At 38.7% G+C, this 15,846-nt stretch carries 17 protein-coding genes; 13 read left to right on the top strand and 4 right to left on the bottom strand.

Features of this window, described 5'->3' with window-relative positions; genetic code table 11:
* Nucleotides 1–85: 85 nt before the first annotated feature.
* From CSV72_RS10595 to CSV72_RS10585, 3 genes are all read right to left on the bottom strand, one after another.
* Nucleotides 86–571, bottom strand: coding sequence for a hypothetical protein (locus CSV72_RS10595; RefSeq protein ID WP_099678334.1), 486 nt, complete (start codon nucleotides 569–571; stop codon nucleotides 86–88).
* Nucleotides 572–772 carry a helix-turn-helix transcriptional regulator gene (locus CSV72_RS10590; RefSeq protein WP_369802906.1) on the bottom strand — a complete coding sequence of 67 codons (201 nt, stop codon included), beginning with the start codon at nucleotides 770–772 and terminating at the stop codon, nucleotides 572–574.
* A 173-nt stretch (nucleotides 773–945) separates the two neighbouring features.
* Nucleotides 946–2,352, bottom strand: a complete 1,407-nt coding sequence (locus CSV72_RS10585) for an MDR family MFS transporter (RefSeq protein ID WP_099678333.1) — start codon at nucleotides 2,350–2,352, stop codon at nucleotides 946–948.
* A 217-nt stretch (nucleotides 2,353–2,569) separates the two neighbouring features.
* On the opposite strand from CSV72_RS10585, the gene CSV72_RS10580 reads away from it, so the two are divergent.
* The 4 genes from CSV72_RS10580 to CSV72_RS10565 all read left to right on the top strand — a co-directional run bounded on the left by CSV72_RS10580 (nucleotide 2,570) and on the right by CSV72_RS10565 (nucleotide 6,333).
* Nucleotides 2,570–3,097 (top strand): D-glycero-alpha-D-manno-heptose-1,7-bisphosphate 7-phosphatase, encoded by a 528-nt coding sequence (locus CSV72_RS10580; protein ID WP_099678332.1) that lies wholly within the window; start codon nucleotides 2,570–2,572, stop codon nucleotides 3,095–3,097.
* 427 nt (nucleotides 3,098–3,524) lie between these two features.
* Nucleotides 3,525–5,537 carry an acyltransferase family protein gene (locus CSV72_RS10575; protein WP_099678331.1) on the top strand — a complete coding sequence of 671 codons (2,013 nt, stop codon included), beginning with the start codon at nucleotides 3,525–3,527 and terminating at the stop codon, nucleotides 5,535–5,537.
* 85 nt (nucleotides 5,538–5,622) lie between these two features.
* Complete coding sequence (locus CSV72_RS10570; protein ID WP_099632720.1) at nucleotides 5,623–5,844, top strand: small, acid-soluble spore protein tlp; 222 nt, start codon at nucleotides 5,623–5,625, stop codon at nucleotides 5,842–5,844.
* Nucleotides 5,845–6,006: 162 nt separating this feature from the next.
* Nucleotides 6,007–6,333, top strand: a complete 327-nt coding sequence (locus CSV72_RS10565; protein WP_099678330.1) for a monothiol bacilliredoxin BrxC family protein — start codon at nucleotides 6,007–6,009, stop codon at nucleotides 6,331–6,333.
* A gap of 28 nt (nucleotides 6,334–6,361) precedes the next feature.
* Here CSV72_RS10565 and CSV72_RS10560 read toward each other — a convergent pair whose 3' ends face one another.
* Nucleotides 6,362–6,754: a hypothetical protein gene (locus tag CSV72_RS10560; protein WP_099678329.1), complete on the bottom strand. Its 393-nt coding sequence runs from the start codon at nucleotides 6,752–6,754 to the stop codon at nucleotides 6,362–6,364.
* A 143-nt stretch (nucleotides 6,755–6,897) separates the two neighbouring features.
* Here CSV72_RS10560 and CSV72_RS10555 point away from each other — a divergent pair, with 143 nt between their 5' ends.
* From CSV72_RS10555 to CSV72_RS10515, 9 genes are all read left to right on the top strand, one after another.
* The gene (locus tag CSV72_RS10555) at nucleotides 6,898–7,506 is read left to right on the top strand and encodes a class I SAM-dependent methyltransferase (RefSeq protein ID WP_099678328.1); all 609 of its coding nucleotides are present in this window, start codon (nucleotides 6,898–6,900) and stop codon (nucleotides 7,504–7,506) included.
* Nucleotides 7,507–7,548: 42 nt separating this feature from the next.
* Nucleotides 7,549–7,929 carry a DUF3887 domain-containing protein gene (locus CSV72_RS10550; protein WP_158232198.1) on the top strand — a complete coding sequence of 127 codons (381 nt, stop codon included), beginning with the start codon at nucleotides 7,549–7,551 and terminating at the stop codon, nucleotides 7,927–7,929.
* A gap of 174 nt (nucleotides 7,930–8,103) precedes the next feature.
* The gene (locus CSV72_RS10545; protein ID WP_099678326.1) at nucleotides 8,104–8,808 is read left to right on the top strand and encodes a response regulator transcription factor; all 705 of its coding nucleotides are present in this window, start codon (nucleotides 8,104–8,106) and stop codon (nucleotides 8,806–8,808) included.
* Nucleotides 8,805–10,250 (top strand): sensor histidine kinase, encoded by a 1,446-nt coding sequence (locus tag CSV72_RS10540; RefSeq protein ID WP_099678325.1) that lies wholly within the window; start codon nucleotides 8,805–8,807, stop codon nucleotides 10,248–10,250. The genes CSV72_RS10545 and CSV72_RS10540 overlap by 4 nt, the downstream gene beginning before the upstream one ends.
* Before the next feature lie 23 nt (nucleotides 10,251–10,273).
* A complete protein-coding gene (locus CSV72_RS10535) occupies nucleotides 10,274–10,741 on the top strand; it encodes a hypothetical protein (protein ID WP_099678324.1) in 468 nt (155 codons plus the stop codon).
* A gap of 33 nt (nucleotides 10,742–10,774) precedes the next feature.
* Complete coding sequence (locus tag CSV72_RS10530; protein WP_158232196.1) at nucleotides 10,775–11,365, top strand: LolA family protein; 591 nt, start codon at nucleotides 10,775–10,777, stop codon at nucleotides 11,363–11,365.
* Nucleotides 11,366–11,565: 200 nt separating this feature from the next.
* Entirely contained in the window at nucleotides 11,566–12,447 is an 882-nt protein-coding gene (locus CSV72_RS10525; protein ID WP_099678322.1) for a 3-hydroxyacyl-CoA dehydrogenase family protein, read from the top strand.
* Nucleotides 12,448–12,528: 81 nt separating this feature from the next.
* Nucleotides 12,529–14,202, top strand: a complete 1,674-nt coding sequence (locus tag CSV72_RS10520) for an AMP-binding protein (protein WP_099678321.1) — start codon at nucleotides 12,529–12,531, stop codon at nucleotides 14,200–14,202.
* On the top strand, nucleotides 14,192–15,757 hold the full coding sequence (locus tag CSV72_RS10515) for an acyl-CoA carboxylase subunit beta (protein WP_233191234.1): 1,566 nt from the start codon (nucleotides 14,192–14,194) through the stop codon (nucleotides 15,755–15,757). Before CSV72_RS10520 ends, CSV72_RS10515 begins: the two co-directional genes overlap by 11 nt.
* Nucleotides 15,758–15,846: the final 89 nt, after the last annotated feature.

The following is a 15,846-nucleotide window of genomic DNA, read 5'->3' as shown; positions in this document are numbered from 1 at the left end:
GAACGAGTCAATCTTTTGATTCGTTCACTCTACTCGATTTTCCTTAAAATGATTTCATTATATAAAGCATGTGTACATTCATTTATTAAGCACGTTGCAAAACGGTAAACGAAATCGCGTAAATAATCAAACCACTAATTGGAATAGAAGCTACTGCAAATATTGGATACCAAATATAATCCAAAAAATAGTTAGGAATAAACATGAATGAACCGATCATGAAAAAGGAGTAAATTAATATACCCGAAAAAGCATAACTAATCGCTTTTCGTGTATTCGCCACTGCTCGTTCGTCTGTAGAGTCGTATTCGAACGTGATGAAATCACGTATATCGGTATTTTTATTTTTCCGCATACGTAAAAAGTGAATCAGATTAGCGATTATAAAAAGTATGAGTACAGCAATCATCAAAGCTCCTGGCCAAGTATTAACTTGTACTGTAAATCCTTCAATATAGCCGCGATCCATCTGAATGAATTTCTGTTCAACCTGCAGAAAATCAAAAACCATGATAGATAAAGCAATGAATAGCACGATTCGTAATGTAACAGAAATAAATATATTCTTCATTCAAGCATCCTCCTTGTAAAAAATCTCTTCAATCGACAACTTAAATACTTCTGCAATGTTCATAGCTAGCAAAAGAGAAGGGGTATAACTACCTTTTTCTAAAGCCACTATCGTTTGCCGTGTAACTCCAACTTGTTCTGCAAGTGCACTTTGTGTTAGATCCATCCGCGCACGTAATTCTTTCACTCGATTTTTAATCACTCCACTCATCACCTCGTCTTGTTAAATGTATACCGAACTTTACATATTGTCTAGTTGACTATACAATAATTTAAATGAAAAAATCGAAATTCAATAGGTTATGTTGATAGAAAACCAAGCAAAAAAGGATGCCCAGAGAAGTGTTTCGACTTCATGGACATCCTGTTATAGTTTTACACCTTTACATCGGTATCTTTTGGTTTTGGATTCTTGATCAGCAGCGCTAATAGTAGACCTACAATGGATATACAACCTGAAACGAAGAAGGCTGTATTTACACCTTGAATTTGACCAGCAATGGTACCGTTATCTAGATCGGATGTGATCATGATTGTCACGAGCGCAGCAGTTCCAATAGACCCCGCAATCTGGCGGAAAGTATTATTCATAGCTGTACCATGAGAAATCAAATGATTGGGTAGCTGATTCAGACCTAGTGTAGTCGAAGGCATCATAATCATTGCAATACCAAACATTCTTACAGCGTTTAATATGGCTAAATAGGTGAACGTTGTATCTACTGATAAGTTTGCGAACATGAATGTCGTAACGGTTAAGATGGTGAAGCCTGATAGCAGTAACCATTTGGCACCATACTTATCGAATATCGTCCCCGTTACCGGATTCATGATACCCATGACAATTGCACCTGGAAGTAGCATAAGACCTGAGTGGAGTGCATTAAAACCAAGCATAGTCTGCATAAACAACGGTAAGATCACTGTAGATGCGATCATGGAAGCAAATACAATCATACCTAAGCTAGTTGCCAGTGTGAATACGCCATACTTGAACACTTTAAACTCGAGAATGGGTTGTTCCAGTTTCAATTGTCTTAGAATGAACCAAGCAAGTGAAATTGCCCCAACGATTAACGATAGTAAAACGTTCGCATGTAGCCAACCCGTATTACCTGCAATACTGAAGCCGTAGAGCAATCCACCAAAACCGAATGTAGAGAGCACAATCGATAAATAGTCCATTTTAGGATTGGTCAGTTTCGTTACATTTTTCAGCAAGAAATAAGCAGCTACGATATTTAACAAAGCAAACGGTAAAACAACGTAGAATACGCTTCGCCAAGGGTACTGATCTACGAGATATCCAGAGAGGCTTGGCCCGATAGCTGGCGCGAATGCGATGACGAGTCCAAAGTAACCCATTGCTTTTCCGCGTTGTTCAATTGGGAATAGCAAGAACATAATAGTTTGCAGGAGCGGCATCATAATCCCGGCTCCCGCACCTTGGAGAACTCTTCCTATTAACAATATAGAGAAGTTTGGAGATGTCGCTGCAATTAGTGTTCCTAGAGCAAATATACTCATTGCTGTCAAAAATAGTCGTCGAGTCGTAAACTTGCCGATGAAAAAAGCTGTAATTGGAATCATAATCCCGTTTACTAGCATGAAGATCGACTGCAACCACTGCACTGTACTTTCGCTAATCCGAAGATCCTTCATGATTGGTGGAAGGGCTGTAGCAAGAAGCGTTTGATTCAGAATTGTAATGAACGCACCCGATAAAAGTACAATCATCAAGGGAAGGTTCTTTTTAAAATCGAATTTTTGTGAGTTTACCATGTCCACGCATCACCTCGTAATTAATTACAGATCACAAAATAATTCGGAGTTCGTTATAAATCTAACATACAGGCTATGTTAATTGTTATTTCGTAAGACCACAATAATCTTGCTTGACTATGTCTATAGGCGAAGTTGGAAAGGTACTACGTTTAAAAGAATGTTATGAGGATACTATGAATAGAGATAAGATCTTTTATTTGGGAGGAAATCTAATATGAAAAAAGCTGTATTCTTGGATCGAGATGGTGTGATCAATGAAGTGTTGACGGATAGAGTGAAATTTGTGAATGAACCTAACCAATTATATTTTTTACCAGGAGTGGCAGAAGCGATAAAGGAATTGAATCAATCGTTTGACTACATATTTGTAGTGACGAATCAAGGCGGTGTAGGTCTTGGTTACATGAAGGAATCTAAGTTGAAATCCATACATGATCATATGATAGCAGAGCTCGCAAAGGAAGGTGCCATAATTGACGAAGTAGCATATTGTCCGCATAAGCCGAAGTCTGGTTGTGATTGCCGTAAACCCCATAGTAAGTTGATAGAAAAACTCGCAAAGAAATACAATGTAAACTTGTCCAATTCATATATGATAGGCGATACGGATACAGACATTATTGCCGGAAAAAGAGCAGGAACTAGGACGGTCTTCTTAGGTACAACAGATCCCCTGGCAGATGCAGTATATCCGGATTTGCTTCATGCTGTTCCTTGGATCATTGATGATATGGTGAAGTGAAAAGTAAAGAAGCTATACTTCACTACTAGTTAAATCAAGCTTTACATATGTAGGCTCACAATCGCTAGAGTGATAAAATCGTTTGAAATCCATAAAACTCCATTCAGTTCCTATGTATGAAGAACGGTAGGGGAAGTCTTACTATTACGTGCAAGATGTATTTAAAGCGAAGTGAAATTAAGAGCCATATAAAGAAAGAACAGAAGTCATCATAGAGACTTCTGTTCTTTCTTGTCTATTGAAATTGGATAAATAGGAGTCTGTGGGTAAACATCTCAAATCAAATAAATATTTACTGTGAAAATACTTACTTTAGTATTTGTCAAATTCCCATTATATTAATAGAGAAAAATGAACGTTTCTGTAGTATTATGATATAGTATTAAATGCATTTAAAATTACAAGAGCATATGTAACGGAGGAAGTTATGTCGGATCTAAAGTTACCAAATAAAAGATTTAGGCCCGAGATAGAAGGGGTACGAACGGTTGCAACATTATTGATCGCTATTTATCATATATGGTTTGGTAGGGTGTCTGGTGGAATCGATGTGTTCTTCGTTATTTCAGGGTATTTGATGACATTGTCCATCATCTCACGAATAGAACGAACCGGATCAGTGAATTTTATCGAATATTTTCTGAACTTAATGAGAAGACTATTACCCCAAGCCACAATAGTCTTGATTTTCACTGAAATATTTGCGGTGATCCTTCTACCTCAGTTTGAATGGGGAGAAATCATTGCGCATATGTTGGCTTCCACGTTTTATTTTGAAAACTGGCGGTTAGCATTAGATTCTGTTGACTATTTAGCGCAAGATAATTTACCTAGTCCATTTCAACATTTTTGGTCGCTAAGTGTGCAAGGTCAATTTTATCTGATCTGGCCTGTTTTACTAGCAGCTATTTATTATATCGCACGAAAGTTTTTGAAAACACCTGTATATAAGACAATACTTAGTTCGCTTATTATAGTGTTTATATGTTCACTGGCTTTTTCCGTCTACCAAACAAATGTTAACCAACCTTTTGCCTACTTCAATACATTCACGCGGATGTGGGAATTTAGTATTGGCGGTATATTTGCTTTACTATCCCCATACCTACTTTTCAATAAAAGGTGGAGTGTTGTTTTAGGATGGCTAGGTCTAGCGATTATCGGTCTTACTGGATTTTTGTTTCCAGTTTCTACTGTATTCCCTGGATATTTGGCATTGATTCCGATTAGTGGAGTATTGCTTATATTAATTGCCTCTGAAAGTATTACGATATACGGTGTAAATCGTTCTTTATCAACAAAGCCTCTTATCTATCTAGGAAGTCTTACATATGGTGTGTATTTATGGCATTGGCCGTTGCTGATTTTCTATCGTTCTTACATGGAAACAGAAACGGTGCCTCTCGGAGATGGTATTTTACTTTTGATGACAACTTTTGTGTTGTCCATGATTTCTACAAAATTAGTAGAAAAACCCGTTCAAAAATTAGGTCGAAATCAGAAAAAAGGAAAATTGCTTGTCGTATTGTCTACTATGGTAGTACTTGCGTGTAGCTCAATATTTTCTATTTCTGCTTATATTGAAGAGGCGACGGCTAGTTCGGATATTGTCCAGGAACAAGATTACCCTGGCGCTCAATCAAATCAGTTTGATATGAAACCTGTATCTCATGTAGACCTGATCCCATCACCTTCAGAAATCAAAACAGATCTTCCCGAATTTTATAATGATTTGGAATGCCAGTCGGCTAACCTCACGGAAGTCAGAAAATGTTCTTATGGTGTATTGAAGGACTTTGATTTTACGTTAGCGCTCGTTGGTGGTTCACATTCCGGTCATTGGTTCCCGGCTTTAATAGAATTAGCGGAAGAAATGAATTTTAAAATCGATTTATATAGTCATGATGGTTGTCGATTTACAGATGAAGACCCGAATGGAAACTTAACGAAAGCTTGTATTCCTTGGAATAGTAATTTAATTGATACATTACTAGAAGATCCACCAGACTTGGTTTTCACAACATCGACAGTGAATAAGCGTCGGAAGGTACCTAGAGGATTTGTTAATCAATGGAAGAAATTAGAAGGTGTTACGACAATCTTTGCGATACGTGATAATCCTCGTATGCAAGAAATTATTCCTATCTGCCTTGAAAAAGCAGACGATCCATTGGAATGTTCAGTGCCAAGAGATCAAGCGATTGCCAAGGAAACACCATGGGAAGTGACAGAAGGTATTCCATCGAATGTGTTTTTCGCAGACTTAACAGACTCTTTTTGTGATGAAACGACTTGTTATCCTGTCATTGGGAATATCATTGTCTATCGTGATGATAATCATATTACTGCGCAATTTGCAAAAACGTTAGCCCCTGCATTAAAAGTACCCTTGCAGCAGGCATTTGACAGCTTAGGAAAAACCACACGTAATGTTGAGTGATCTGTTTGCCATGAACTTTGTATAGTTCAACTAGATACGGGAAAGCTATCATATAGAACGAAAACTTCAAAAAGGAGTGTATATGATGACGAAGAACTATCCGAAACCGAATGATTCTGCTGACAACAAAGTCCGATTGAATAAGACGATCAGTAATATGGAAGCAGCAGAAGATGCGATGAAGTTTGCAGAGGGCAAAGAGTTCGAACGGATTAAAAAGAAAAACGAACGCAGAGCAGAAAGTATTGAGGACTTAGAAGAAGAAATTAGTGAAGAAGATAAGTCACGGATCAATGGTTATTTATAAATAATTTGTTACTACAATAGGTAGACCCTCACTTTTAAAAGTGAGGGTCTCTGCCGTTTGTTGAGATATAAATAAGCAAAAAAGAGGAATCAGTTTCGTACGCTCTATAGAATAGAAGGATCTACACTATTTAAGGTTTTGTATATAAGGAGAGAATATAAAATGAAAAGAATTAAAAAGGTTGAAGAGTGGCGGGAACTACTTGAAAAGTCAGATGAGCAACCCTTTCTGTTGTTTAAATCTAGCATGACTTCTGTTAGTAGTTTAGCAGCTAAAAAAGAATTGGATGGACTTCGAACGGAATTGCCTATTTACATCATCATCACACAAGTAAGTAAAAAGCTTTCAACGGCCATTGAAACAGATTTAGGTGTTCCACACGAAGTTCCACAATTATTGATTTTAAAAGATAAACGAGCTATCTGGCAAGCTACCCATTATCAAATTAAAGAACAGATTTTACTGGATGCAATAAAAGAATACGTCTAAGATGCGTAAGGATTTTGAAGTGTCGTTTTCAAGACATCCGGAAAGGTGCATGGACATTTTTAAATACATTGACGATGAATAGTAGAATGGAAATCGCTAATGCGCTACCGCCAGCCCAGATACAAATTTGAATCAAAACCATCGGCATTCCGAGTGCTGGTTGTATGATTAACATGCCTATTAATAATACAGGCAATCCAATGTTATAGAGCCAAAAATGTACTTTTCCAAGTATACTGTTACCTGCTTGAGGATAGATCGTATATATTATTCCAATCACAGCCGTTGTAAGCCAACCGACCACATTAATATGTGCATGTGTGGCTCCCCACTGAAGTTGAATAGTAGTATGCATATATAGTCCAAAGCCTACACCAATTAAGAAATAGATCACTGCTGCTTTAATCCACCTTGCGCCCATCAATAATCAGCTCCTTTTCATATATAATACGTTTTCGCTCTATCTATTATGTATAGACTAATCTACATAAAAATACATGTAGATAACTAGAATGGTAACAACTGCTCAAAGAAAATATTCAAGTTGTAAAAGGAGTTATTAAAATGGAAAGTGTATTTCCAAAAATATATGACATGGCCATGAAACCTCTAGAAGCAACTCGATTTAAAAAAGTTCGAACGGAATTAATTCGTAATGCACAAGGGAATGTACTGGAGATTGGTTCAGGTACCGGTATCAATTTTCCGTATTATCAGCAAGCAAAACATGTAACAGCAATCGAACCGAATCCAGAGATGAGTCGCAGAGCTACGAGAAGAGGGCGAAACGCGCATGTGCCAATTACTCTATATGAGGCACATGCAGAATCATTACCATTTGCTGATCATACATTTGACACGGTCATCTCGACGTTAGTATTTTGTACAATACCCAATCCACTACTTGCATTAAAAGAAATCCAGCGTGTTAGTAAACCGGGTGCTACCATTTTATTTTTTGAACATGTCAAAATGAAGCAACCTAATCTTGCGAAAGCACAAGATCTAGTAAACCCATTATGGGAGAAGGTATGCGATGGCTGTCAATTAAATCGAGATACACTTTCCATGATTGTGGATTCAGGTATATACGTAGAACAGCTGGAATCACTTTATGGCGGCTTGTTTTTATCCATTAGATGTATAAATGATTACAAGGAACTTACGAGGTGATTTTTACGTACAGGCCTTAATTAAATGGAAGGGAGTGAGGGAATGAAGAAAATCATTATATTCGCTCTAGCGACGGTTTTTCTACTTGCCGCATGTGGAAATAATAAGGTCGATGATTCTGCTGCTAAAGAGTATATTAAGAAATCAAAAGAAACAATCTCGTTATTTAATGAAGAAAAGTTTGATGAAATGCGATCAATGTTTGATGCCACGATGAAAGATGCGTTATCTGTAGAGCAACTACAAGAAGTGTCGGATATTGTAAAAGAATCTGGTGAATTCGTCAGCTTTGAAAAAGAGTCAGTCGCTAAAAAAGAGCAATACTTCGTTGCGACCATTGCTACAAAATATAAAGAAGACAATAGAGTGTACACTATAACATTGGATGAACAGCAACAAGTTGCAGGGTTCTTCGTGAAATAATGAAAGCTATTGAAACTCTAACGGAAGTCATGTACTTCTTGTTAGGGTTTTTTTATTGTTTTTGCTAACGTAGGCTTTCTTTCATGTAAGATAATAAACAATGATAAAGAAATTATAAAATTAAAAGAATTGATTTTATTTCGTGATAGGTTATGAGTACAGGAGGAGTTCAATATGCTAGCACATCTATTACTAGTAGAAGATGATCCAGAAATCGCTCGTGTAATCCAAGACATGCTACGTACAGAAGGTCATGAGGTAGCCTGGGCTACAACCGGATTAGAAGGATGGGAAGATTTTCAGCAAAGTAGTTATGATCTCGTTCTAGTAGATTTGATGCTTCCTGAAATGGATGGCTTTACCTTATGCAAAAATATTCGTTGGGAAAGCAATGTTCCGATTATCATCATTAGTGCTAAAAGAGAAGACGGTGATAAAGTGCAAGGCTTACAGCTAGGGGCAGACGATTACGTAGAGAAACCATTTAGTTTAGTGGAATTAAGTGCGAGAATTCAATCACAACTTAGAAGGTGGAATCGATATAACGGTACCGACACTGTGAGCGAAAACAAAGCTGTTTACAAGCATGAATTGACAATCTTTTGGGATCAGCAAAAAGTACTGAAAAAGGAAGACGAAATTAGACTAACCGCCACTGAGTTTGATTTATTAAAAGTACTTGCACGAAACTCTGAGCGAATCTTCTCTAAAAAAGAACTGTATGAACATGTATGGAATGAAGTGGATGCAGAAAACGCGCATACTGTAACGGTTCATATTAAGTCGCTTCGAAGTAAGCTTGGAGATTCCGTAAAAGCTCCACAATTCATTCAGACAGTTTGGGGAACAGGCTATCGATTTATTGGAGAACTTCTATGAAACTAAAAACGTGGCTATTGTCATCTTATTTAATCGTCATGATTTTACCGCTTCTTTTCGCATATTTGTTATTTGCTTGGATCAATGACTACAACGAAGATCAGAAAGTAAAAGAGTTTTTCACTACCACTATTGAAATGAAAAAGATTCAACGTGTCTTGAATGACCCTTCATTGTTCCAACGAGATGCATCACGCGGCGAAATTGAGCAACTAGTCGATGAAAAGTTATCAATACAGCTTTTGAATCCTAATGGCTTGGTGCTCTATTCATCCAATCCTGTGCAGACTGTAGCGGTTCCGGTTAATCGTGAAACACTGTATGGGAATCTATTTATCTTGCAACAGGAATTTCGGTCACATCGTTATAAAGCACCTGTATTCGACCAAAATAAGTTGATAGGGTTCTATCAAATTGAAGTGGCACGTGATGGCTGGGTGCAAGCTGTATCCCAAAGAAGTACTTGGGCGACCATAGCCTTCGTAGCGCTATTTATTGTGCTATATGTCGTAGTGTTGCTTTTCGTTAATCGTAAAGTAAACCGTAGATTGACAAGCTTACAACATGACATGACAGCTTTCGCAAAAGGAAATCAAGTAATGGAAGAAAACATCATCATTCAAGATGAAATCGGGCAGTTGCAGACACATTTCTACGCTATGCAAAAGGACATCACAGATGCAAGAAACCGAATAGAAAAAGAACAACAAGAACGAGAATATATGATTGCTGCAATCTCACATGATTTGAAAACACCTTTAACGTCCATTCGTGCCTATGCGGAATCACTTGAACTAAATGAACAACTCACAAAAGCACAGGAGAGTGAGTATCGCCAAGTAATTATTGAGAAATCGAATTTCATGAAACAAATGCTCGATGATTTGCTGACATTTACACTTCTACAGTCACCGGCCTATGAAATGGAACGAACCAAAGTAGATGGGAGTGAGTTCTTCGAAATGCTCGTATCTGATTATGAACCATTATGCCAAAAGAAGTGTATTCAACTCCATACCACAGCAAATGTTAAAGGAGAATATGAAGTGAATCCTAAGCAATTAATGCGAGTAGTAGATAACCTGATGACTAATGCCATTCAACATACCGAAATAGAAGGGAAGATCTGGCTAGCTGCTTTAACGGAATGCGAAATTGAGTGGCTATATGATTTTGTTCAAGTCACTTATTCATTCGACTGGGTGAACAATGTTTATATCATTGTACAGAATGAAGGACAAGGAATAGCGGAAGATCACATTCAATCTATTTTCAAACCGCTTTATCAGGCAGATGAAGCCAGACGTAAATACTCTACACATGGTACAGGATTAGGGCTAAGTATTTCAAAGCAACTAGTTGAAAAACACAATGGAAATATTCAATTCTTTTCAAAAGAATCGATAGGAACATGTGTAATATGCTGTTTACCAAAATTATGAATAAAAACAGAAAGAGGTTGACAATGATGAAAATCACGAACAAATTACTAGGTGGAGCAACTGTTGTTTTACTAACCTTTGGACTAGCGGCTTGTTCTTCGGATGAAAATCAATATTCACCTGAACAAGTTATCAATAATGCGATGAAAGAAAACGAAGAACCTTTATCGTATTATGCAGAAGCAACTATGAAGATGGCAGCCGAGGAAGAGCAGATAAAATTGAAGGAATGGCGTTCGAAAGACGGGAAAGTCAAAGTGGAAACAGAAGGGGGAACTGAAGAAGAACAAGGTATTACGGTCAATGACGGACAAACGATTACGATGTATCAAGAAAGTACGAAACAAGCATTTGTCAGTGATGACGGTGAAATGCTTGCAACCATGGCCCCATCACCAAAGGAGCAAGCACAACAATTATTGAAAATGATAGGAGACTCCCATACAATCTCGATTGATGAAGAGGAAAAAATTGCGGGCCGAGATGCTTAGCATTTAGTAGCAAAAGCCAATGAAAAAGATACGTTGTTTGGAGACCAAGAACTATGGGTTGATAAAGAAAATTGGTTTGTCTTAAAGTCTATTTCCGAATCGGGAGATAATTGGGTGGATATAGAATATACGAAGATTGAGTTTAATAAAGAGTTTCCCGACGAGACTTTCATAATTGAACTTCCTGACGGGACTGATATCCAAGACCTAGATGCAATGAGTAACACATCAGAAGTAACAATGGAAGAAGCAGCGCAAAACGTTGGGAAACCGATCCTCTACTTTCCTGAAGAAAAAAGCCGGAAAATCGAACGGATAGAAATGGATGATATAAAAGGTGAATTGAATAGAGTGGAAATTAATATCGAGTATGTAAAAGAAGAAACACCATTAATGTCTCTCTCGCTATTTACATCTCCAGAAAGTCCTGAAGAAGATATGAAAATACCCGGAGAAGAAAAAGTAGAGATTCGTGGTATCGAGGGAACAAAGATGGAGATGGAACGGTTTCGTAATTTATTCTGGCTGGAGAATGGAGTCAGTTACTCCATTCTACTGAATGATCCAGAAGTATCGTTTGAAGAAGTCATTCAATGGGCAAATGATATGGAATTGATGGAATAAAATAAAACGGTTGTATATGCTAATTTAAAACATATACAACCGTTTTATTGTCTAATAAGGAAATTCTGATCGTTTGACCTACATATAGAATGTCGCCACCCTTGAATTAACAATTGTACTTGCTAAAGAAATGAAAACTAGTTATTATAGTATTCAGAACATACCAACCAGTTAGTATAATAATGAAGAGGAGGAAAGACATGAATTCAAACGATGTGAAACGGATTACAGTAATTGGTGCTGGGCAGATGGGGCACCAGATTGCCATGCTATGTGCGCTAGGTGGATACCAAACCACTTTGCAGGATATTAATCAGGAAGCTCTGCAACAGGCAAAGAATAACTTGGAGCGTCTAATGAGTGATTGGGTAAGAAAAGGGAAGATTAACGAGCCGGCTGTAGAGAAAGCTTTTTCATTACTTACTTTTACAGATCAGTTAGAAGAAGCAACAAAAGATGCAGATCTTGTAATCGAGGCGATCGTCGAAGTGCTTGAAGCGAAGCAAGAGCTGTTTAAAAAATTGGATGAAATTACACCACCTCATGCTATATTGGCGACGAACAGCTCAACTATTATGAATTCATTGATTGCCGAAGTGACGGATAGACCGGATAAAGTGTGTAATATGCATTTCTTCTTCCCACCACTTGTAATGGATAGCCTTGAAGTAGTCATGAGTGAAAGAACTTCTGAAGAGACAAAAGATATCGCCATGGCAGTTTCAAAACAAATTGGGCGTACGGCAGTCCTACTGAGGAAAGAGATTTCTGGATTTGTTGCGAATCGTATACTTGGTGCAATTCATCGCGAAGCAACGTACTTATACGAAGAAGGAATTGCTGACTTCAAAGATATCGATCTCATTATAAGAAAGTCTCTTGGTCATAAACTCGGACCATTCCAATTAATCGATATGTCAGGAGCGGACGTCGTGTATTCGGCCATGCAACATCAATATCAGCAAAGTGGAGATGAGAGAGATAAGCCGCCTGCATGCATTAAAGAAAAAGTAGATAAAGGAGAACTAGGAAGGAAAACGAAAATAGGGTTTTATGATTACCGTGAAGTACCGGTGAAGTAAGATAAAAATGGTTTGGAATGTATTAGGCAACCACTCTATTTTATGAAGAGGCTATCTAGTAGATAGGAGAGGGGAATTACTATGCAAAAAACAGTGCGACCTTATTGGCCATCCACAGTACCGGAAACATTAACTTATCGTCTAGGTGAAATCCCTCTGCATGAATATGTAAAACACAATGCGCAAGCTCTATTAGAACAGACGGCATTCCAATTTTACGGCAATGCGATAAGTTGGAGAGAACTAGATGATCAAATTGATAGATTGGCACATTTCTTTATCGATAAGAACTTCAAAAAAGGAGACAGAATCGCACTGTATATGCAGAATTGCCCCCAATATATTATTGGATATTATGCGATTCAACGTATGGGTGGTATTGTAGTTCCACTGAATCCGATGTATCGCGAAGCAGAGTTGATCTATCTCATTCAGGAAGCAGATATTAAAGGCATAATTGCGGGACAGGAAATCTATAACCGTATCGAAGAAATTGCGGGTAAAGTTCCGGGGCTCCATTGTAAAATTACAACCAATTATAAAGATTATTTACTGTCGGAGTCTACTCTTCCATTTCCACAAGAATATAATACTACTAAAAATTCGTTTAAAGATACGTATGATTTTAGTGCAATCATACAAGAAACCGAGCCACTGAAGGAATATCCTGCAATTGATTTGTGGGAAGACATTGCACTACTCGTGTTTACTTCCGGGACGACAGGCAGACCAAAAGGCGCCATGCTAACTCATGGAAATGCTTTATACAAAACAGCAGCTGCAGTTGCCGGTAATGAACTGAATCAAAATGAAGTGTTGCTATCGATTGCACCGCTAAGTCATATTGCTGGCATGCTAATGGGCGTAAATATTCCTGTCTATAATGCTAGTGAAACGGTCTTGATGACAAGGTTCGATCCACAAGCTACAGTTCTAGCGATTGAAAAGTATAGAGTTACAGCGTGGTACAGTATAGCGATTATGAATGGTGCTCTTCTACAAATACCTGGTATTGAAAACCGTGATTTTTCTTCATTAAAAAAGAATATGTCTACTAGTTTTGGTGTTCAAGTCACAGCAGAACTAGCGCATAAATGGGCATCAGTTACAAAAGGATGTCCGATGTTTGAAGCCGCGTATGGGCTGAGTGAGACACATACAGGCGATACATTTATGCCGCAGGAGAATATTAAATTTGGAAGCTGTGGTATCGCTGTGAATGAAACGGAAATTAAAATCATTGATCCAGCGACTGGTGAGGAAATGCCAGCCTTGCAAGGGGGAGAAGTCCTCCTAAAAGGTCCAGGTGTATTTAAAGGGTATTTGAACAGACCGGAAGCAACTGAGGAAACTTTACGGGATGGCTGGCTGCATACGGGTGACTTTGGGAAGTTGGATGATGAAGGGTATTTATATTATCTAGGACGCATTAAAGAGCTTATTAAGTGTTCGGGATATAGTGTATTCCCTGATGATGTGGAGGCTTTGCTTAGTAGTCATCCTGCTGTTTCGCAGTCTGTTGCAGTAGGTGTGCCAGACCCCAAAAGAGGAGAGAGCGTCAAAGCGTTCATTGTATTAAAAAATGATTACAAAGGCAAAATCGAACCACAAGAAATAATAGACTGGGCGAAAAATAATATGGCGGCTTATAAATATCCCCGGGAAATTGAATTCATTGAGGAATTACCTACAACGAGCTCAGGGAAAATTCTGAGAAGGCTTTTGAAAGAGGGCGGTGGTCGACGTGACGCATAAACCAGCGGAAAATGAAGTGCATCAATCTGTTGAAGATTTAAAACGGAGAAAAGAGCTAGCGTTGCAAGGTGGAGGAGTAGATAAGCTAAAGAAACAACGCCAATCAGGTCGCTATACTGCAAGAGAGCGTATCGATCTGCTTGTCGATAAAGACTCGTTCATGGAACTCGGCTTGTTGAACTACTCAGATCAAATGGGGGTAGGAAGCGATAGTGCGGGTGACGGTTTAATTGGTGGTTTGGGGAAAGTAAATGGCAGACATGCAGTTATTCAGGCCGGTGACCAAACTGTTTTCGCAGGTACGGAAGGGACTGTCCATCTCCGAAAGTCAAAATCATTGATGGAATATGCAATTAAGCGTGGTCTGCCTATGTTCAACTTGAATGAAGGTGGCGGCCTCAGGATGCCTGATGGAATGGGTTCTGACGGAATCAGTACTAAATTATTCCCTCTAGAGCTTTTAACATTAAGACGAGAAATCCCTATGATTACAGGGATTTTCGGAGACAGTTTTGGTGGGCCGACTTGGATTGCGGTATCATCTGATTTTGTGACACAAGTAAAAGGTACATGTCTTGCAGTGGCGGGTCCGCGTATGCTAGAAATGGCTAGCGGTCAAAAGGTGTCAAAAGAAGAGTTAGGCGGAACGGAAGTACATGTCCGACAGACTGGACAAGTAGACTCCACGGCAGACTCTACTGAAGAGTGCATAGAGCAAATGAAAAAGTTCTTTGCGTACATGCCGTCAAATAGCTCGGAATTACCACCGCGCAAGGAGACAAAAGACAGTCCTACCCGCCTAGCAAACAATGTACTGTCCATTCTTCCACCGTTATCAAATCGTGTATATGACATGAAACGGATTATCGAAGACCTTGTAGATGACGGGGAGTATATGGAGTTTAAATCTGGCTACGGTCAGGCACTGATTACGGTTCTGACACATATGGATGGGCGTGCGGTCGGAATCATTGCTAATCAGCCAAATAAATACGCGGGTGCAGGCAGTCCGGAAGAATGTGAAAAGGCAACCGATTTCATCTGTCTTTGTGACTCTTACCATATTCCGCTGATTTTCCTTCATGATACACCGGGATTCAGAATCAGTACACAAGCTGAAAAAGATAAAATACCTACCAAGATAATGGTGTGGAATCAAGCATTAGCACAATCAACGGTGCCTAAAATCTCCGTCATTATACGAAAGAGTATAGGGGCAGCTTATGGCAATATGTGTGGTCCGACAATGGGTGCAGATTTCGTCGTTGCCTGGCCAACTGCGGAAATCAATTTCACAGGACCGGAAGTCGGGATTAATGTTGTGTATGGCAGGCAATTGGAGAAAGCAGAAGATCCGAAAGGGGAACGGAAGAAGTTACTGGAAAATTGGGCGTTTGATAGTTCGCCGTATAAGGCTGCAGCAAGTCATTATATAGATGATGTAATCGATCCCCGGGAGACGCGTAAATTTATCTGCCAGTCATTAGATTTTGCGTGTGTGAAAAACGATGGTAGGAGCGAGCGGCGTTTAGCCAATTGGCCGACTGGATTTTAATAGAATCATTCAAACGACGACGCATGTAGTATGGATGTGTCGTTTTTCGTATGTATTCTAATTCGGAAGCAACTGTGAAAAGTTCTCTT

It is taken from the genome of Sporosarcina sp. P20a, from assembly GCF_002743175.1.
In the GTDB taxonomy this organism is placed as follows: Bacteria; Bacillota; Bacilli; order Bacillales_A; family Planococcaceae; genus Sporosarcina.
Note: the sequence above shows the minus strand (reverse complement) of the source record. Positions and strands in the feature narration are given on the sequence as shown.